The following is a 19,430-nucleotide window of genomic DNA, read 5'->3' as shown; positions in this document are numbered from 1 at the left end:
GCCAAGCGGCCGAGTTAGACATCCCGGCCACCAGGTGTTTTGTCTTGCTTGCTGCCGCCGCCGCGGCGGCGAATCGCTGCCAGCATCAACGTCACCACCAGCCCGGCACCGGCGAAACCGGCAGGTCCCGGATAGGCGAAGGGGTGGATGCCGTACAGCTGGAAGTCGGTAATAGCGGGGGCACACAGGTACCCCATCACGGCCGACGTCAGAAAGAACGCCAGCCGGTTCCACATGGGCAGGTTCTGCGTAGTGGTGAAATACACCAGGGCCCCGCACAAGGCGCCGAGTGCAGCCTCGCCATTGATTGGAGCGATCAGCGCGGCGAGATGCTCGCCGAGCACGCCGAACAGCACGGCGCTGCTGAATTCAGTCATTGTTATCGTACTCCCCGAGGCCTACGGCCCCGACGACATGAGGTTATGCCGCCCCCTGAAACGACAGAGCCCCGCAGGTGGCGGGGCTCTGTTAAAGGAAGGTCGGTGGTTGCAGCGCGCCGTTGAGCGCATTCGGAATCGATGGATGAAGTCACGAGGCTGGCTGACTGCTCGCCCACCTCTGTGACGGTGATGAATGTATAACCCCCGATTCTCACCCTCTCAAGGGCACCCCGGTAATCAGCGGCAACGCACCGGGAAAACAACGGACACGTAGCCGTTTCAGGCTGCGCAGTACCGTAGATGCACGCCCACAGAAGCGCCCGGAAGACGATTCAGGAACCCGGTGTTTTCAAGGAAGGAAACAAGCCATTGGCGAGAGCCGCCGCCGGCAGAAATGAAAAGCGCGCTCAGGCGGCGCGCTTCAGAAGTTGTGATTCGATGGCCCGGCGGGCCTGTCCCAGCCGTCGATAGAACTGCGCCCGACTGCACCCGCAGGCCGTCCATTTCTCGCGCTGGGGCTCGTCGCTGCAATACTGCGCGATGATGACCTGCCGCTGCTCCGGGGACAGGTGCTTGCTGACGATCCAGTCAATCTCCGTCGTCCTGTCCACCAGCACACGGCTGCCACGGGCAGCGCGATTAAGCACACCTTGTGATGCCATCAATGAAGCGATCACGCTGGTGCCCATGTTCGAGCCTCGCTCCGTTTCGCCGGCCTGATGCGCATCGCCCCACCGCTGCAGCGTTTCGTCTATATGGGAAATCATTGTCTGCCTCCTGCCATCCCCGATGGCGTTTGATATGACCTATCGGCAAGTCGCGTCACGCGCCTTACCGGTTATCGCCACTTCAAAAAATAATCACGAAACGTGTTTTATTCAAGCCGAGAACTGCGCTATAAATATTTCACTACGTGATTACCGGAGAGCCATGATGGAAACCCTGGGGCAACGCATTAAACGCCTGCGCAAGAGCAAGGGCCTCAGCCAGCAGCAACTGGCCGAGGCCTGCGGTTGGTCATCCCAATCGCGCATCGGCAACTACGAAAGCGACCTGCGCGAACCTGCTCTTTCGGACTTGCTGCTGCTCGCCCCCGCGTTGGGTGTCAGCCTCGCCGAGCTGGCCGGCACCGACGAACTGCCCGAAGTACCGCCCGCCGACACCCTGGCAGTCGGCCACGCCCGCAGCGGCGCGGTGCCGGTGGTGGGGCATGCGCAACTGGGTACTCAGGGTTATTTCGAGGAGATCGACTTTCCCGTCGGGCATGGCGACGGCTACCTGCGGATTCACAGCGACGACCCCAATGCCTACGGCCTGCGGGTCAATGGCGACAGCATGCACCCGCGGATCAAAAACGGCGAATACGTGCTAATCGAGCCGAACAAGCCGTTTCATGCCGGGGATGAGGTGATGGTCCGAACCCTGGACGGCCAAGCGATGATCAAGGAGTACATCTACCTGCGCGACGGCATGTACCGCTTCGACAGCGTCAACCAGAACCACCCGCCCATTCACATCCACCAGGACAACGTCACCAAGATTCACCTGGTGGGCGGCATCCTCAAATCCTCGCGCTTCACCGAAGAGTGATGACGCGCCCCATGAACCCGAGCAGCGAGACCTGACCCCATACCGAGCCCGACCATGAACACTCAGCCTGAGCCGCACCTGCCGCTCCAGACGCTGGAGCTTCTATTCCGCACCCACGGCGACGTGCTGGTGCCTATCGACCGCGTGCGCACGGTGTATTTCCGTCACCTGAGCGCTGACAACTTCATCCGCGCCATCGCCACCGGCCGCCTGAATCTGCCCATCACCACCCTGGACAGCAGCGCCAAGGCGCCCAAGTTCATCGAGCTGCACCACCTGGCCGCCTATATCGACAGCTGCGCCAAAGCCGCCGATGCCAGTGGCGAAGGCAGCCTGTGCGCCGAAACCCCGGGCGGTTATTCGCTGGAGCGGGCTCAGGAGCCGCGCCGCGCGTAAGCGGCCAGGATGGTGCGCTCGGACTGCACCAGGTAGGCGTCCAGCGCCTTGGCGGCGTCGTGCGGGCGGCCGGCTTCGAGGTGCTCGAGAATCGCCGCGTTCATGTCGATGTAGGGCGCATGCAGGAATTCGGCGTCGTTGAGCAAGCCGAATACCAGGCGCAGCTCAGCGGACAGGTGCCGGTAGAAGGTATTCAGGCGTTGGCTGTCGGCCAGCTCGACGATGGCAGCGTGGAACGCCATGTTGGCCGTACCCACCGCCCCCCAGTCGGGCACCCCGGCGCTGCGCTGCGCCGCCTTGACCGCCTCGCGCATGCGCTTGACCCCAGGGTGCTTGGGATAGGCCTGGGCCAGCGCCTGGCATTCGACGAAACGCCGCGCCCGGTAGATTTCGATGATCGAGGCCATGTCCGGCACGGATACGAACACACCGCGATTGGGTTCGTGCTTGAGCAGGCCTTCCTGGGTCAGCACGCGAAAGGCTTCGCGCAGGGTATTGCGTGAGATATCGAGGCTTTCGCTGAGCGCCGCCTCGGACAGCCGCTGCCCCGGCACCAGTTCGCCCTCGACCAGCTTGCGGCGAATTTCCGCGGTCACGGTCTCGCCGAGCGTGCGCGGGTTGTCAGATACGTCGTTGTTCATCATCGATCCACCAGGCCAGGGCCGGGCTCTGCAGAGAGCCCAATGCAGGGATGGTCACCGAGCGGCACGCTCGAGGCAAGTGGCCAGGCTGTCACCGCGCGCACCATGGTGAAACACTGCTGGGTATCGAAGTAACAAAACAGTGCAAATAGATCACCAATACAAATTAGATTGTTGAACAATAAAAGCGTCTAGAATCAACAGATCGAACACTTTCATTGCTATATGGCATGTTGATTGCCTTACACACCTGCACCCGTTACCCCGTCCCAGGAGTGTTCCATGCAGGCCCAGACCACCGGCGACTTCGCCCGCTCACGCCGCTCATCACTGATCGCGGCGATCTTCCTGATGGCCACCTCGGCCATCGGCCCTGGTTTCATCACCCAGACCGCCACCTTCACGGCCACCATGGGCGCGGCTTTCGCGTTCGGTATCCTGGCGTCGATCCTGATCGACTTCGTGGTGCAGTTGAACGTCTGGCGCATCGTCACCCTGACACGCATGCGCGCATCGGACATCGCCAACGCGGCAATTCCCGGCAGCGGTTATCTGCTGGCGGTGCTGGTGATCTTCGGCGGGCTGGTATTCAACGTCGGCAACATCGCCGGCTCCGGCCTGGGCCTGAATGCGCTGATGGGGCTGGAAACCAAATGGGGCGGCGCACTCAGCGCGCTGGTAGCCATTGGCATCTTCATGTCGCACCGCGCCGGCATTGCAGTCGACCGAATCATGGTGGTCCTGGGCCTGATGATGATCGGCCTCACACTGTTCGTGACCTTCGCCTCCAACCCGCCGCTGGGCGAAGCGCTGCGCCAGACGGTGTGGCCGGACGAGATCAACTTCGCGACCATCACCACCATCGTCGGCGGCACCGTCGGCGGCTACATCACCTACGCTGGCGCCCACCGCCTCCTTGACCGTGGCACGGTCGGCGTCGAGAACATCAACGAAGTCTCCAAGGCGGCGTTGAGCGGCATCATGGTCACCGGGGTGATGCGTTACATCCTGTTCCTGGCGATTCTTGGCGTGGTCGCCAGCGGCGTAGTGATCGACACCTCCGGCCAGGGCGCCAACCCTGCCGGCCAGGCGTTCCAGGCCGCGGCGGGTGAACTCGGCCTGCGCGCCTTCGGCGTGATTCTCTGGGCAGCGGGCATCACCAGCGTGATCGGCGCGGCCTACACCTCGATGTCTTTCATCACCGTGTTCAACAAGTCGATTACCGAACGCGGCCGCAACCTGGCGACCGTGGTGTTCATCGCCATATCCCTGGGCGTTTACCTGATGCTCGGCACCCCGCCCGCCGGCCTGCTGCTGTTCGCCGGCGGCTTCAACGGCCTGATCCTGCCGATCGGCCTGACCATCTTCATCTACGTGGGCTGGCGCCGCGCCGACCTCATGGAGGGCTACCACTACCCACGCTGGCTGCTGGCCCTGGGCGCCGTGACCTGCCTGCTGACCTGGTACATGGCCGCCAAATCCATCGGCCCGATCTTCGCCTTCATCGCCTGACTCTAGGAGACCCGACATGCCAACCATCGACCTCAACAGCGACCTGGGCGAAAGCTTCGGCCAATGGTCCATGGGCGACGATGCCGCGATGCTCGACATCGTCAGCAGCGCCAACGTCGCCTGTGGCTTCCACGCCGGCGACCCGGCCGGCATCCTGCGTACCCTCAAGGCCGCTGCGGCCAAGGGCGTGACCATCGGCGCCCACGTCGCCTACCCGGATCTGGTCGGCTTTGGCCGCCGCAACATGGACGTGGCCAGCTTTGATCTGACCGCCGACGTGATCTACCAGATCGGTGCACTGCAAGCCCTGGCCACCACCGCCGGCACCGCGGTGCGCTACGTGAAGCCCCATGGTGCGCTGTACAACACCATCGCCCACGACACGCGCCAGGCCCTGGCGGTGATCACGGCGATTCGCGCCGTGGATGCACGCCTGGTGCTGGTCGCCCTGGCTGGTTCGCCGCTCATCGAGCTGGCCCGCCGCGAAGGCCTGACCTGCATCGCCGAAGCCTTCGCCGACCGCGCCTACACACCGCAAGGCACCCTGGTGTCGCGCCGCGAGGCAGGTGCCGTACTGCACGACGCCGAACAGGTGGCCAAACGCATGCTGCGCCTGGTACAGACCGGCGAGGTCGAAGCCATCGACGGCAGCGTCACGCGCATCGAAGCCGATTCCATCTGCGTGCACGGCGACAGCCCCGGCGCCATCCAGATGGCCCGCGAGGTGCGCCAGTTGCTGGAGCAGTCCGGCGTATCCCTGCAATCCTTCGCCGGAGCCGCCCGATGAACGCCATCCAACGCGCCCAACAGGCCGCCATTGCCGCCGCCCGCCAGGCCCGCGCCGAGTATCGCAACGGCCGCGTCGCGCCTACGGCCGGTATCGCGCCGGGCATGACCCAGGCCAACCTGATCGCCCTGCCCCGCGACTGGGCCTATGACTTTCTGCTCTACGCCCAGCGCAACCCCAAAGCCTGCCCGGTGCTCGACGTGAGTGACGCCGGCAGCCCGTACACGGTACTGGCCGAAGGCGCCGACTTGCGCACCGACTTGCCGCTTTACCGCATCTGGCGTGATGGCAAGCTGGCCGAGGAAGTCAGCGACGCCACCGCCGCCTGGGCGGAACACACCGACATGGTGACCTTCCTGATCGGCTGCAGCTTCACCTTCGAGACTGGCCTGCAGGAGGCCGGCATCGAGGTGCGGCACATTGCCGACGGCTGCAACGTACCGATGTACCGCACTAACCGCGCCTGCCGCCCGGCGGGCCGCCTGCATGGCGAGATGGTGGTGTCGATGCGCCCGATCCCGGCGGATCGCGTCGCCGAGGCGGCCGGGATTTCCGGGCGCTACCCCTCGGTGCACGGCGCCCCGGTGCATATCGGCGAGCCGCTACGCCTGGGCATCGAAGACCTGCAGGCGCCGGATTTCGGCGACGCGGTACGCATCGAGCCCGGCGAAGTGCCGGTGTTCTGGGCCTGCGGCGTGACGCCCCAGGCGGCGGTCATGGCCTCCGGCGTGCCCTTCGCGATCACCCATTCGCCGGGTCATATGTTCATCACCGACGTGCCTGACAGCACGTACCACGTATAGGACAAGCCCGTGCGTTTTCTCCCAGCCAACCTCGATACGCTGCTCGTCGAACTGGCCGATCTCGACGAAACACTGGCACTGTTCGACGCGCTGCAGGCCGAACCCATCGCCGGGGTCGAAGAGATCGTCCCAGCGGCGCGAACGCTGCTGATCCAGTACCGGCCCAGCGCCGTCGATCGCCAGGCGTTGATCGATGATCTGGCCCGCCGCGACCTGAGCCGGCGCAGCGCCCGCGAGAGCCGTCGCGTGGAAATTCCCGTGCACTACGACGGCGAAGACCTCGATGAGGTCGCCGGGCTGCTCGGCATCAGCCGTGAAGAAGTGGTGCGCCGCCACACCGGCGCCGATTACGAAGTAGCCTTCTGCGGCTTCGCGCCTGGCTTCGGCTACCTGACCGGCGGCGCCGACTTCCAGGTGCCGCGCCGGCAGACTCCACGCACGCGCATTCCAGCCGGCGCCGTGGCCCTGGCCGGCAACTTCAGCGGCATCTACCCCAAGGCCAGCCCCGGTGGCTGGCAGATCATCGGCGTGACGCCCTTGCAGATGTGGGACCTGAGCCGCGACGAGCCGGCCCTGCTGCGCCCCGGCTACAAGGTGCGCTTCCAGGATGCCGGCCCACTGCCGGCCGGTGGCCTGCCAGACCATGAACGAGCGACGGCCAGCGAGCCGCCTGCCGGTGCCCACCTGGAAATCCTCAGCCCCGGCCTGCAAACGGTGCTGCAGGACCTCGGTCGCGCCGGCCATACCGACCAGGGCGTGTCGATGTCCGGCGCGCTGGATCGCGGTGCCCTGCGTGCCGCCAACCGCGCAGTGGGCAACGACTCGGCCTGTGCCTGCCTGGAAGTGGTGCTCGGCGGCCTGAGCTTCGTTTGCCACGGCCGCACGCTCGTCGCCGTCAGCGGTGCGCAGACGCCCGTCACCGTCACCACCGCCAGCGGCCTGCAGTGGCAGCCGGGCAATTACCAGCCCATCGAACTGGATGACGGCGACCGCGTCAGCCTCCGCGCGCCCCAGGCCGGGCTGCGCAGCTACCTGGCGATTCGCGGCGGCTTTCAGGTCGCGCCAGTGCTGGGCAGTTTGTCCTACGACAGCTTGGCCCAGGTCGGCCCGCCGCCGCTCAAAGCTGGGGACCGATTGGGTTTCGAAGCAACCAGCGTCGGTAGCAGTGTGTCGACGAGCGAAGCCCCGGCCTTCCCTCTGCCCACCGCCTTGGACATCATCACTCTGGATGTGGTCATGGGCCCGCGCAGCGACTGGTTCACTCCGGCAGCCATCGAACGCCTGAGCAGCCAGCTGTGGCGCGTCACCCCGCAATCGAACCGGGTCGGCATTCGCCTCGAGGGCGAGGTGCCGCTGGAACGCTGCAACCATGACGAGCTGCCCAGCGAAGGCACCTCACTGGGCGCCATCCAGGTGCCCGCCAGCGGCCAGCCGGTGCTGTTCCTCGCCGACCATCCGCTGACCGGCGGCTATCCGGTGATCGCCGCCGTGGCCAGCCACCACTTGGATCTGGCCGGGCAAATCCCCATCAACGCGCAGATCCGCTTCAACCCGATCGAGGCGTTCGTCGAGCTCGAGCCCGACGCCTCCTTTCCTACTGCCGATGCGAAGAACCAGCCATGAAAAAAGTCCTGATCGCCAACCGTGGTGAAATCGCCGTGCGCATCGCCCGCGCCTGCCGCGACCACGGTGTAACCTCCGTGGCCGTTTACGCCAATGCCGATATCGACGCCCTGCATGTGCGCCACGCCGACGAAGCCTACGGGCTGGACGGCGAGCGCCCGGCCGACACCTACCTGAACATCGACAAGCTGCTGGCCATCGCCAAGCGCGCCGGCGCCGATGCCGTGCACCCCGGCTATGGTTTTCTCTCCGAACGCGCCGACTTTGCCCGCGCCGTGCAAGGCGCTGGGCTGATCTGGATCGGCCCGAACCCGGAAACCATCGACGTGCTCGGCGACAAGGTCGAGGCTCGCAAACTCGCCCAACAGGTCGGCGCCCCCCTGGTGGCCGGCACGCCGGGCCCGGTGCAGAGCGCCGCCGAAGTGCTGGCCTTCGCCGAGCAGCACGGCCTGCCGATCGCCATCAAGGCCGCGTTCGGCGGCGGCGGGCGCGGCATGAAGGTCGCCTGGCGCATGGACGAAGTCGCCGAGCTGTATGCCTCGGCGGTACGTGAAGCCGAAGCCGCCTTCGGCCGCGGCGAATGCTTCGTCGAGCAGTTCCTCGACCGCCCACGGCACATCGAAGCCCAGGTGATCGCCGATAGCCACGGCAACGTGGTGGTGGTCGGCACCCGCGATTGCTCGCTGCAACGCCGCAACCAGAAGCTGGTGGAGGAAGCGCCAGCACCGTTCATCACCGATGAGCAGCGCCAGCGCATTCACCAGTCCGCCCACGCCATCTGCGCGAAGGCCGGCTATGTCGGCGCCGGCACCGTGGAGTACCTGCTCAGCGCCGATGGCACCCTGTCGTTCCTGGAAGTGAACACCCGCCTGCAGGTCGAGCACCCGGTGACCGAGGAAACCGCGGGCGTCGATCTGGTGATCGAACAGCTGCGCGTTGCCGACGGCCTGCCGCTGTCGTTCACTGAAACACCGACGCCGCGCGGCCACAGCTTCGAATTCCGTATCAACGCCGAGGATGCCGGCAAGGGCTTCCTGCCCACTCCCGGCAAGATCAGCGAATTCCGCGCCCCGAGCGGTCCGGGCGTGCGCCTGGACAGCGGCGTGGAAAGCGGCTCCAGCGTGCCAGGCACATTCGACTCGATGATGGCCAAGCTGATCGTCACCGGCGCCACCCGCGAGCAGGCCATCGCCCGCGCGCGCCGCGCCCTGGCCGAGTTTCAGATCGATGGCATCGCCTCGGTGCTGCCCTTCCATCGCGCGGTGATGGACCACGCCGACTTTACCGGCCCTGAGCATTTTGCCGTGCACACCCGCTGGATCGAAACCGACTTCGCCGAGCAGATCACCCTGGCACCGCGCACCTTGCCGGTGGCCGGCGATGCGGTGCTGCGCACCTTCATCGAGATCGACGGCAAGCGCCACGAACTGGGCCTGCCGAGCGCCCTGCTGCAAGGCCTGGCGCCATTGGGCGGTAACACTCAGCCCACGCCTCAAGCCGCTGCGCCGGACGCCGAAGAAGGCCTGGTCAGCGCACCGATCTCCGGCAACCTGCACGCCTGGCTGGTCGAGGACGGCGCCCAGGTCAAAGCCGGTGAGGTGATCGCGGTGATGGAAGCCATGAAGATGGAAACCCAGGTCACCGCGCCGGGGGACGGCACGCTGCGCATCCGTGAACAGGCCGGCGCTTATCTAGACGCCGGGGCGGCCTTGGCCAAGCTGGAAGGCTGAGATCGGCCCCGGGTATCGCTACCCTCCACCCAGGCTACCCCCGTGGGAACGGGCCATGCCCGTGATTTCGCGCGCATGACGCGCTCCCACAGGATGGAGGCAACTCGCGTTTGGTGCTCAAAGAAAGAGCAGCCATAGGGTGGATCGGGGGGCCTAGCCGACGCTCTTTTCATCCACCATATTGCCGAACTGGTGGTGGACGGATAACGCGTCGTCCACCCTACAACTACCGCGGCCGAAGTAGCCTGACGTTGAGCGCAGCGATACTGAGGAAGTCGAAAACAAGAAGGGCAGCCTAGGCTGCCCTTCTTGTTATTCGCTCGGATCAGAGCGAGCCCTGCTCCGCCAGGGCCACGGCCTTGAACATGGCGCGGCGCTTGTTGAGGGTTTCTTCCCATTCCAGCGCAGGCACCGAGTCGGCGACGATACCGGCGCCGGCCTGTACGTGAAGCTCACCGTCCTTGATCACCGCGGTGCGGATGGCGATGGCGGTGTCCATGTTGCCGTTCCAGGCGTAGTAGCCGACCGCGCCGCCGTAGACGCCGCGTTTGACCGGCTCCAGCTCGTCGATGATTTCCATGGCGCGGATCTTCGGTGCCCCCGACAGCGTGCCGGCCGGCAGGATGGCGCGCAGAGCGTCCATCGAGGTCAGGCCCTGTTTCAGCTCGCCGGTGACGTTGGAAACGATGTGCATGACGTTGGAATAGCGCTCGATGACCATCTTCTCGGTCAGCTTCACCGAACCGATTTCCGAGACCCGGCCAGTGTCGTTACGGCCCAGATCGATAAGCATCAGGTGCTCGGCGACTTCCTTGGCGTCGGCCAGCAGATCCTTTTCCAGCGCCAGGTCCTGCTCCTCGGTGGCGCCGCGCGGGCGGGTGCCGGCGATGGGCCGCACGGTGACCAGGTTGTCCTCGACGCGCACCAGCACTTCGGGCGACGAGCCAACGACATGGAAATCGCCGAAGTTGAAGAAGTACATGTACGGCGTCGGGTTGATGCAGCGCAGCGCGCGGTACAGATCGATCGGCGCGGCCTTGAAAGGGATCGACATGCGCTGGGAAATCACCACCTGCATGCAATCGCCGGCCAGGATGTAATCCTTGATGGCATCCACCGAGCGCTCGTAATCCTCGCGGCTGAAGCTGGAACGGAACGCCGGCTCGGCGCCCGCAGGCTTGTTCAGGTCAACGCCCAGGCGCGGCGTGAACGGCTGACGCAGCTTGTGCAGGATGTCCTGCAGTTGCTGCTGACCACGGGCGAAGGCATCGGTCTCCGTCGGGTCGGCCAGCACGATGGCGTGCATCTTGCCGGCCAGGTTGTCGAACACCACCACGGCATCGGAGACGTTGAGCAGGATGTCCGGCGTGCCCAGCGCGTCGGAGTTCACCCCGGCAGCCAGCTTGGGCTCGACGTAACGCACGCTGTCGTAGGCGAAGTAACCGACCAGGCCGCCATTGAAGCGCGGCAAGCCGGCGATGGTCGGCACCCGGTATCGAGCCTTGAAATCCTCGACGAAGGCCAGCGGGTCGGCACATTCGAGGCGCTCGACTTCGACGCCGTCGGTGGTGATCACCACTTCGTGGCCGTGCACGCGCAGCACGGTGCGCGCTGGCAGGCCGATGATCGAGTAACGCCCCCATTTCTCACCGCCCTGCACCGATTCGAGCAGATAGGAATTGGGCGCGTCGGCGAGCTTCAGGTAGATCGACAGCGGGGTGTCGAAGTCGGCGATGGTTTCGCAGGCGAGCGGAATGCGGTTGTAGCCTTCGGCGGCCAAACGCAGGAATTCTTCGTGGATCATGATCAGCCTCGTGGCATGAGAAATCGGTCGGGTGCAAACGGGCCGCGCGCAGCGGCTGTGAATGTCAGGCGCGCCAGCGCCAACGGGCCAGAGCCTTGATGACTTTCATCCAGAGTTTGCAGGTGACCACCACGGGAGCATCTCGAAGAGGGGAAACAACGAGCGGCCAAGGTAGCGCAGCCGCTCGACGCAAGCAACCGATTGCCGTGAGTGCTTCGGTTGTAGATACCGTCTTCGGCCCTACAGCGCCGTCGCCAAAGCGGGTGTCCCAGCTAAGCAGTTCGCCGTTGCCAGCGTCAGGATCGGCATGGCCTGGTGCACTATTCGCCTCGTTCCTGGCAGCCGGCACCCCGGTCTGCCTGCACGACCTGTGGGAGCGCGCCATGCGCGCGAATCGCGGGCATGGCCCGCCCCCACAATAGAAGAGTCTCTAGCCCGCCGTGGTGAACGACGCCTTACGCCTCGGTGGATCGAAGATCGCGATCCGCTCTACAGCAGCTCAGCCAGGCTATCGACCACCAGCTGCGGCTCTTCCTCGGCTACCGGGCGGCCATGGTTGTAGCCGTAACTGACCGCCACGCAAGGCACGCCGGCCGCACGGGCGGCAAGCACGTCGCTGCGCGAATCACCAACGAACAGCGATTGCGACCGGCTGACGCCCGCCAGGCGCATCACCTGCAGCAAGGCAGCCGGGTCGGGCTTCTGCTGCGGCAGGGTATCGCCGCCGATGATCCAGCGGAAATAACCGCCCAGGCCAACCTGCTCCAGCAGCGGCGCGACGAAACGCTCCGGCTTGTTGGTGACCACCGCCAGTTCGACGGCGGCGGTGCTCAGGGCTTCGAGCAGTTCGTGCACGCCCGGATACAGGGTGATCAGTTCGTGGCAGTCGGCATAGATGTCGAGAAAGCGCGCCAGCGCTTCTTCGCTTTCAGCCTCGCCCACCGTCGAATGATCCAGACCTCCGGCCAGGGCGCGGCGCACCAGCACGCGAGCGCCATTGCCGACCCACTGGCGCACGCGTTCGACACCGGCAGGCTCACGGCCCAGCTCGACCAGCATGCGGTCGACGGCGGTGGCCAGATCCGGCACCGAGTCGACCAGGGTGCCGTCCAGGTCGAACATCACCAGGCGCGGCAACTCACCGGCGCACAGCGCGCGCAGCGGTTTCATCCACGCACCGGGGCCAATTCGGCGCGCATGGCGTCGATCACCGCCTTGTAGTCCGGCTGGTTGAAGATCGCCGAGCCGGCGACGAAGGTATCGGCGCCCGCTTCGGCGATCTCGCGGATGTTCTGCACGTTCACGCCGCCGTCGATTTCCAGGCGGATCTCGCGACCGCTGGCGTCGATCAGCGCGCGGGCTTCACGCAGCTTGTCGAGGGTACCGGGGATGAACTTCTGCCCGCCGAAACCGGGGTTGACGCTCATCAGCAGGATCATGTCGACCTTGTCCATCACGTACTTGAGCACGTCCAGCGGGGTGGCCGGGTTGAACACCAGGCCGGCCTTGGCGCCGCCGCTCTTGATCAACTGCAGGGAGCGGTCGACGTGCTCGCTGGCCTCCGGGTGGAAGGTGATGTACGAGGCGCCAGCTTCGATGAAGTCGCCGATGATGCGATCCACCGGCTTGACCATCAGGTGCGCGTCGATGGGCGCGGTGATGCCGTACTTGCGCAGCGCCGAGCAGACCATCGGGCCGATGGTCAGGTTGGGCACGTAATGGTTGTCCATGACATCGAAATGCACGATGTCCGCCCCGGCGGCGAGTACGTTGTCCACTTCTTCACCCAGGCGGGCGAAGTCGGCGGAAAGGATCGACGGGGCGATGGCGAAGGGTTGCATGGCGCACCTCTGAGTGCTGGGTCACGGTGGCGCGCATTGTACTCGCTGAGCGAATGGCTGCCAGCGTGGCCGATGGTCGTACCGTTCTCTGCGGTGCCAGAAATAAACGCTCGGCCCACTCCCGGGACATGCGGCCAGTAGCCTGCGGTTGAGCGAAGCGATACCCAGGGCGTTCCCGGGTGTCGCTGCGCTCGGCCCGGGCTACCTGTCACATCTGCTATGTGGAAGTCGCCCTAGCGGCGAGTTTCCGGCATACGCCCAGCCAGTCGCGGTTAAAGCCCACTCCACAGCCTGTGCCTCAGATACCCAGGCAGAGGTACTTGATCTCCAGATACTCGTCCAACCCGTACGTGGAGCCCTCGCGGCCCAGGCCGGAGGCTTTCATGCCGCCGAACGGCGCCACTTCGTTGGAGATCAGCCCGGTGTTGATGCCGACCATGCCGTACTCCAGTGCCTCGGCCACCCGGAAGGTGCGGGCCAGGTCGCGGGTGTAGAAGTAGCCGGCGAGGCCGAACTCGGTATCGTTGGCTTGGCGCACCACTTCGGCTTCGTCGCTGAAGCGGAACAGCGGCGCCAGCGGGCCGAAGGTTTCCTCGCGGGCCACGCGCATGGCGCTGGTCACGTCGGCCAGCACGGTGGGTGCGAAGAAATTGCCGCCCAGTGCCTGACCGCCCTGCAGCACCCTGGCGCCCTTCTCCAGCGCATCGGCAAGATGGCTCTGCACCTTGGCCACGGCGTTGGCGTCGATCAGCGGGCCGGTAGTCACGCCGGCCTCGGTGCCCGACCCGACCTTGAGCTTTGCCACCGCCGCCGCGAGCTTCTCGGCGAAGGCGTCGTACACGCCGTCCTGCACGTAGAGGCGGTTGGCGCACACGCAGGTCTGACCGGCGTTGCGGTACTTGGCGACCATGGCGCCCTCTACTGCGGCGTCCAGATCGGCATCGTCGAAGACGATGAACGGCGCGTTGCCGCCCAGTTCCAGGGACAGTTTTTTCAGGGTCGGCGCGCACTGCTCCATCAGTTTGATGCCGACACCGGTGGAGCCGGTGAACGACAGCTTGCGCACGATGGGGTTGGCGCACAGCTCACCGCCCACTTCCCGGGAGCGCTCGGCATCGGCCGGCAGCACACTGAACAGGCCGGCCGGAATGCCGGCGCGTTCGGCCAGTACGGCCAGAGCCAGGGCGCTGAACGGCGTCTGCGGCGCTGGCTTCAGGACCATGGCACAGCCGGCGGCGAGGGCTGGGCCGGCCTTGCGAGTGATCATCGCCGCCGGAAAATTCCACGGGGTGATCGCCGCGGCCACGCCGATCGGCTCCTTGGTGACGATCAGCCGCTTGTCGGCCTGATGGCCCGGGATGGTGTCGCCATAGACACGCTTGCCTTCCTCGGCGAACCATTCGATGAACGAAGCCGCGTAGAGCACTTCGCCCCGCGCTTCGGCCAGGGGCTTGCCCTGCTCGGCGGTCATGATCTGCGCCAGGTCGTCCTGGTTGGCGAGCATCAGCTCGTACCAGGTGCGCAGGCGCGCGGCGCGCTCCTTGGCGGTCAGCGCGCGCCAGGCCGGCTGCGCCGCCTGGGCGGCCGCGATGGCGCGGCGAGTTTCGTCGGCGCCCAGGTTGGGCACCCGGCCCAGGGATTGGCCGTTGGCCGGATTGAAGATTTCCGTGGCACGGCCATCGGCTGCATCGCACCACTTGCCGTCGATATAGGCCTGGTGACGCAGCAGGTCGGGATCGTTGAGTTGCATAGGTCACTCCTCCAGCCGGGGCGTTGGCGCCCCGGCGGTACTGATGGGGTTGAAAGCGGTCACTCTGCCGGCGGCAGGTCCTTGCTGAAGGTCTGGTCGTTCTCACCACGGAAGAAGCGGGTGCCGTAGATCAGCACGCACAGGCCCAGGCCGATGGCGAACGCCCAGGCGGCACCTTTGATCGCCAATACCGCGCCGATCACCCCGGCGATACCCAGGTCACGCTGGCTGCGCGCTTCCATGATGCCCAGGCGCACGCTGACGTAGCCCTGGATCAGCAGGGTCAGCGCCAGCGCCACGCCGAGGATCGGTTGCACCAGGGTGACCACCGGCAATAGCAGCAGGCCAGTGTTGGTGCCCCAGCGGAACGAACCGACGCCGCCGTAGATGGACTTCATCGCCTTGGGGCCGCCCTTGAAGCGCTCGGTGATCACCACCTGCATGGCCGCCCACTGCGGCCCGCACATGGCCACGTCCGGGCCGAACACGCTCATGAAGGCATTGCGCCCGCCAAAGATCAGGTGCGAGCGGTTGGGGTTGAAGTCGATCTTCTCGTCGGTGCGCACCTTGCCGCCTTCCTCGAGGATCGCCTTGTTGCTGAGCACATCGCCGAATACCACCAGGTAGGCGGCCAGTACCGTGGGCAGCGCGGTGAGGAACATCATCAAGGGCGGCATGCCGAGGCCGAACACGGTGTACTCGTGCCACAGGGTGACGAAGTCCGGCTTGCTGATGCCCCACTCGATGCTCGGCCACGGCGCTTCGCCAAAGATCGGCGCGACGATCACCGCCAGGAGGATGATCGGGAAAATGCCCAGCTTGGCGAAATTCCACCAGAAGCGGCTGCGCTTCTTCAGTTCCTGGAAATGCAGGGAGAACACCAGATAGAAGGCCACGCCGATAGCGATGGAAATGGTCCAGGGAAAGGCGTCGAAGCGCCCACCTTCCTTGAACACGGTGACCACCGCACTGAGACCGGCGCCCATGATGATCCCCGCCTTGAGCGCCGAAGGCACCAGCGACACCACCTTGCGCGCCATGCCGGTCATGCCCAGGCCGATGGAAAATACCCCCAGCATCAGCTGGAAGGCAATCAGCGCATGCACCCGCTCAGGGCCCTCCGGGAACTGGGCGCAATAGGCCATGAGCATGGGGATGGCCGGGGTGATCCAGCCCGGCACCACCGGGTCGCCGAGCAGGTGGTGCACCAGGTACAGCAGGCCGTTGAGCATGACCACCGCCAGCGCCACCTCGAAGGGCATGCCGAGGAACTCGGTCATCAGCGGAATCGCCGCCAGGTCCACCGCACACATGAGCAGGCCCTGCATGTAGTCGGAAAGTTCGAAGCGGTAGTGGATGAAGGGCAGGCGCAGCTTGAATGGCCCAAGGGGCGTGTAAGGCGCTTCCGGGGCTTGTTGATGCAGTTCGGACATCGTGGATTACCAGTGTTATTAGTATCGGTCGTAAACCAGCACGCCCCGACGGAATCGGGGCGCTTTCATCAGGTGCAGCAGGTGATTCAGTAAGCGGCGCGGTAGATCTGCTCGATGTCGCCGGCGGTCAGGCGCCGCGGGTTGTTGCGCATCAGGCGGTCGATCTTGCTGGCCTCCTCGGCCATGGCCGGAATGGCGTCCTCGGGCACGTTGAAACTGCGCATGCCCTTGGGAATGTCGACACTGGCGCACAGCTCGGCCATGGCCTCGACGGCCAGGTCGGCGGCGGCCTTGTCACTCAGACCATGGGTCTGCACGCCCAGGGCGGCGGCGATCTCGGCCATGCGTTCGACGCAAGCCAGCTTGTTCCAGGCCATCACGTAGGGCAGCAGCAAGGCGTTGCTGACCCCATGGGCGATGTTGAAGCGCCCGCCTAGCGGGTAAGCGAGCGCGTGCACGGCGCCGACACCGGCGTTACCGAAGGCCATGCCGGCCATCAGGCTGGCGGTCGCCATGTCTTCGCGTGCCTTGAGGTCGGCCGGGTTGGCGTAGGCCTTGGGCAGGGCCTTGGCGATCAGCCTGATGGCGCCGATAGCCAGGGCGTCGGTGATCGGCGAGGCATGCACCGACAGGTAGGACTCCACCGCGTGCACCAGGGCATCGACGCCGCTTGCGGCGGTCACGCTGCGCGGGCACGTCAGGGTCATCACCGGGCTGACCAGGGCTACGTCAGGCAGCAGGTGGTCGCTGACGATGCCCTTCTTCAATTGCGCCTTCTTGTCCGACAGGATCGACACGTTGGTCACTTCCGAGCCGGTGCCGGCGGTGGTCGGGATGGCGATCAGCGGCGGGCCCTTGCGTTTGACCTGATCGACGCCGAACAGCTCTTCCAGCGCGCCGTCATGACCAACGTAACCGGCCACCGCCTTGGCGATGTCGATGGCGCTGCCACCGCCGACGCCGATCAGGCCATCGTGGCCGCCGTCGCGGTAAACCTTGGCGCAGGCTTCGACAATGGCGATCTCCGGCTCCGGCTCCACGCCGTCGAAGATGCCGTAGGCGCGCTCGCCGAGCTGCTCGAGCACGTGGTCCACGGTGCCCGACTTGATCAGGATGGCGTCGGTGACGATCAGCGGGTTGGTGACATTCAGGCGGGGCAGTTCGCTGGCCAGCTGCTCGACGGCGCCCTGGCCGGTGAGCAACTTGTTGGCGATCTTGAAGGCGGAGGTAGTCATCATCAGGCCCTTTTATGCGTTGTCTTGCGGGACGGGTTCGGGCCTGTCATAGCGATTCCTGTGCCAGTCTGGCGAAACCCTCGTGGTAGACGGGTTGCGTCGATCTGTCACAGGTTAGCGGCACTGGCGTGCGATCAGGAAATGGATCAAGGGCCTGCCATTTGATCCATTTCCCAATCAGCCTTGTTCCCAGCGCTTCATCTTCTGTACCAGCGTCGCCTGGCTCAGGCCGAGCGCCTTGGCTGCCTCGCGGGTGGTCTTGTGCTGCACCAGCGCCTTGCGGATCAGCCGCCGCTCGAGCTGCTCCACCTGCTTGCGCAGCGGCAGGCTTTCATTGCCCGCATCCACCGCAGACAGGCGCATCTCCTCGGGCAGGTCGAACAGCTCCACGGCCTCGCCGCCACAGGTGACCACCAGGCGCTCGACCAGGTTGATCAGCTCGCGGATATTACCGGGCCAGGCGTAGTCGGTAAGCGCATCCAGCGCTTCCAGCCCCCAGGTCAGCTCACGCCCGTAGCGAGCGTTGAATTCGGCCAGGTAGAAATCGAGCAGCGGCTGGATTTCCTCCGACCGCTCGCGCAGCGCAGGGATATGGATCGGTACCACGTTGAGGCGGTAGTAGAGGTCTGCGCGAAAGCGCCCTTCGGCGACCATCTGGCGCAGGTCATGGTGAGTGGCGGTGATGATGCGCACGTCCACTTCCTTGAGTTCCAGGCTGCCCACGGGAATGAAGCGGCTCTCCTCGATCACCTTGAGCAGCTTGACCTGCAGGGCCAGCGGCAGGTCGCCGATCTCGTCGAGAAACACCGTGCCGTGGTGGGCCAGCTCCAGCAGGCCGCGCTTGCCCTTGCTGCCAGCGCCGGTAAAGGCACCCGCCACGTAGCCGAACAGCTCGGCCTCGATCAGGTTCTCCGGCAGCGCGCCGCAGTTGAGCGCCAGGAACGGCTGGGCCGCGCGCGGGCTACGCTTGTGGATGTACTGAGCGATCAATGTCTTGCCGACGCCGGTTTCGCCCTGCAACAGCACCTTCACGTCGCTGGCGGCCACCTGCCGGGCCTGGGCGAACAGGCGCCCCGAAGCCGGCAGGCTGGCCACCGGCGAGGCGTCGAGCAGGTCGTCACGCTGGCCGGCGTGCAGCTTCGCGGTGCTGCTGCGTAGCTGCTTGAGCTGCTGCAACTCGTCACGCTCGTGCTTGATGCGCAGCAGCTCGGTCATGTCGCGCACCGTGCTGACCACGTAGCGCACACGGCCGGCGCTATCGAGAATCGGCGTGCCGCTGACCAGCAGCCGCTTGCCCTGGCTGACGCTCTGCATCAGCGACAGCGCCCTGCCCTCCTTGAGCACTCGCAGCGACACCGACTGAGAGATTACGCCCCTCTCCACCAGCGCCTGCATGTGCTGGCCGACCACATCCTCGCTGCGCAGGCCAGTCAGCCGTTCGTAGGCGCCGTTGACCTTGAGGGTGATGCCGTCGGCGTCGGTGATGTAGACACCGTCGTGCAGCGCATCGAGCAATTCGCGAAAACTGGGGTCGTCGAAATCCATCGGGCTTTCCAGGAGCGGGCAGAAGGCCTGGCAGTGTACTCGCAGACGCAATAGTCATAACAAAGGGCGCGCAGCAAGTCGGGTCACTGCCGGCAATGACAGCCTAAAAAAGATATTTCGCATTTTCGCGCGGAGATACGCTTGATACCGGACTGGCAATAAAGCGTTCGCTGCGATTACTTGGCATTCTCCATTAGCACGCCGCCTGACCGGATGGGTTTCGCCCCTTACGGGCGAGTCACTTGATTCGCTGCGCTCACCCTTCGGGCCAGCCTACGGCTGTTACTTCGCTGCGCTTCGTAGCTCTTGCTTGCCCAAGAGAAAGTAACCAAAGAGAAGGGCACCCCACCATCCGGGCTA

Annotated in this window: 17 protein-coding genes; 7 read left to right on the top strand and 10 right to left on the bottom strand. The window is 65.4% G+C overall.

Translation table 11 applies throughout. The features are described from left to right. Positions 1-14: 14 nt before the first annotated feature. Positions 15-377 (bottom strand): putative holin, encoded by a 363-nt coding sequence (locus BVH06_RS19600; protein WP_075932204.1) that lies wholly within the window; start codon positions 375-377, stop codon positions 15-17. 410 nt (positions 378-787) lie between these two features. Continuing rightward, entirely contained in the window at positions 788-1,147 is a 360-nt protein-coding gene (locus tag BVH06_RS19595) for a hypothetical protein (protein WP_075932205.1), read from the bottom strand. A gap of 166 nt (positions 1,148-1,313) precedes the next feature. On the opposite strand from BVH06_RS19595, the gene BVH06_RS19590 reads away from it, so the two are divergent. After that, positions 1,314-1,970 (top strand): S24 family peptidase, encoded by a 657-nt coding sequence (locus BVH06_RS19590; protein WP_075935206.1) that lies wholly within the window; start codon positions 1,314-1,316, stop codon positions 1,968-1,970. Between the two features lie 54 nt (positions 1,971-2,024). Continuing rightward, positions 2,025-2,366 carry a pyocin activator PrtN family protein gene (locus tag BVH06_RS19585; RefSeq protein WP_075935205.1) on the top strand — a complete coding sequence of 114 codons (342 nt, stop codon included), beginning with the start codon at positions 2,025-2,027 and terminating at the stop codon, positions 2,364-2,366. Here the strand turns inward: BVH06_RS19585 and BVH06_RS19580 are convergent. After that, positions 2,345-3,007 carry a GntR family transcriptional regulator gene (locus BVH06_RS19580; protein WP_075932208.1) on the bottom strand — a complete coding sequence of 221 codons (663 nt, stop codon included), beginning with the start codon at positions 3,005-3,007 and terminating at the stop codon, positions 2,345-2,347. The genes BVH06_RS19585 and BVH06_RS19580 overlap by 22 nt on opposite strands. Before the next feature lie 282 nt (positions 3,008-3,289). Here BVH06_RS19580 and BVH06_RS19575 point away from each other — a divergent pair, with 282 nt between their 5' ends. From BVH06_RS19575 to BVH06_RS19555, 5 genes are read left to right on the top strand one after another with little or no spacing between them, the layout of a single operon-like run. After that, a complete protein-coding gene (locus tag BVH06_RS19575; protein ID WP_075935204.1) occupies positions 3,290-4,519 on the top strand; it encodes an NRAMP family divalent metal transporter in 1,230 nt (409 codons plus the stop codon). Positions 4,520-4,535: 16 nt separating this feature from the next. Continuing rightward, a complete protein-coding gene (locus tag BVH06_RS19570) occupies positions 4,536-5,306 on the top strand; it encodes a LamB/YcsF family protein (protein WP_075935203.1) in 771 nt (256 codons plus the stop codon). Next, on the top strand, positions 5,303-6,109 hold the full coding sequence (locus tag BVH06_RS19565) for a putative hydro-lyase (protein ID WP_075935202.1): 807 nt from the start codon (positions 5,303-5,305) through the stop codon (positions 6,107-6,109). The genes BVH06_RS19570 and BVH06_RS19565 overlap by 4 nt, the downstream gene beginning before the upstream one ends. A gap of 9 nt (positions 6,110-6,118) precedes the next feature. Further along, positions 6,119-7,732, top strand: a complete 1,614-nt coding sequence (locus tag BVH06_RS19560) for a 5-oxoprolinase/urea amidolyase family protein (protein WP_075935201.1) — start codon at positions 6,119-6,121, stop codon at positions 7,730-7,732. Next, on the top strand, positions 7,729-9,462 hold the full coding sequence (locus BVH06_RS19555) for a biotin carboxylase N-terminal domain-containing protein (protein WP_075935200.1): 1,734 nt from the start codon (positions 7,729-7,731) through the stop codon (positions 9,460-9,462). Before BVH06_RS19560 ends, BVH06_RS19555 begins: the two co-directional genes overlap by 4 nt. Positions 9,463-9,787: 325 nt before the next feature. On the opposite strand, the gene trpE is transcribed toward BVH06_RS19555, so the two are convergent. From trpE to BVH06_RS19520, 7 genes are all read right to left on the bottom strand, one after another. Further along, positions 9,788-11,266, bottom strand: coding sequence for an anthranilate synthase component I (gene trpE / locus BVH06_RS19550; protein ID WP_075935199.1), 1,479 nt, complete (start codon positions 11,264-11,266; stop codon positions 9,788-9,790). A gap of 489 nt (positions 11,267-11,755) precedes the next feature. Beyond that, positions 11,756-12,436, bottom strand: coding sequence for a phosphoglycolate phosphatase (locus BVH06_RS19545; protein ID WP_075935198.1), 681 nt, complete (start codon positions 12,434-12,436; stop codon positions 11,756-11,758). Continuing rightward, positions 12,433-13,107, bottom strand: coding sequence for a ribulose-phosphate 3-epimerase (rpe, locus tag BVH06_RS19540; RefSeq protein WP_075935197.1), 675 nt, complete (start codon positions 13,105-13,107; stop codon positions 12,433-12,435). The genes BVH06_RS19545 and rpe overlap by 4 nt, the downstream gene beginning before the upstream one ends. A gap of 298 nt (positions 13,108-13,405) precedes the next feature. Next, positions 13,406-14,857: an NADP-dependent succinate-semialdehyde dehydrogenase gene (gene gabD / locus BVH06_RS19535; protein WP_075935196.1), complete on the bottom strand. Its 1,452-nt coding sequence runs from the start codon at positions 14,855-14,857 to the stop codon at positions 13,406-13,408. Positions 14,858-14,916: 59 nt separating this feature from the next. Then, positions 14,917-16,290, bottom strand: a complete 1,374-nt coding sequence (locus BVH06_RS19530) for a hypothetical protein (RefSeq protein ID WP_075935195.1) — start codon at positions 16,288-16,290, stop codon at positions 14,917-14,919. Positions 16,291-16,376: 86 nt separating this feature from the next. Then, positions 16,377-17,525, bottom strand: a complete 1,149-nt coding sequence (locus tag BVH06_RS19525) for an iron-containing alcohol dehydrogenase (protein WP_075932608.1) — start codon at positions 17,523-17,525, stop codon at positions 16,377-16,379. Positions 17,526-17,702: 177 nt separating this feature from the next. Beyond that, positions 17,703-19,070: a sigma-54-dependent Fis family transcriptional regulator gene (locus BVH06_RS19520; protein ID WP_075935194.1), complete on the bottom strand. Its 1,368-nt coding sequence runs from the start codon at positions 19,068-19,070 to the stop codon at positions 17,703-17,705. Positions 19,071-19,430 lie beyond the last annotated feature (360 nt).

This window comes from Pseudomonas sp. PA27(2017) (assembly GCF_001945445.1).
Classification (GTDB): Bacteria; Pseudomonadota; Gammaproteobacteria; order Pseudomonadales; family Pseudomonadaceae; genus Aquipseudomonas.
The sequence above is the reverse complement of the archived record's forward strand: the minus strand, read 5'-3'. Positions and strand labels throughout refer to the sequence as shown.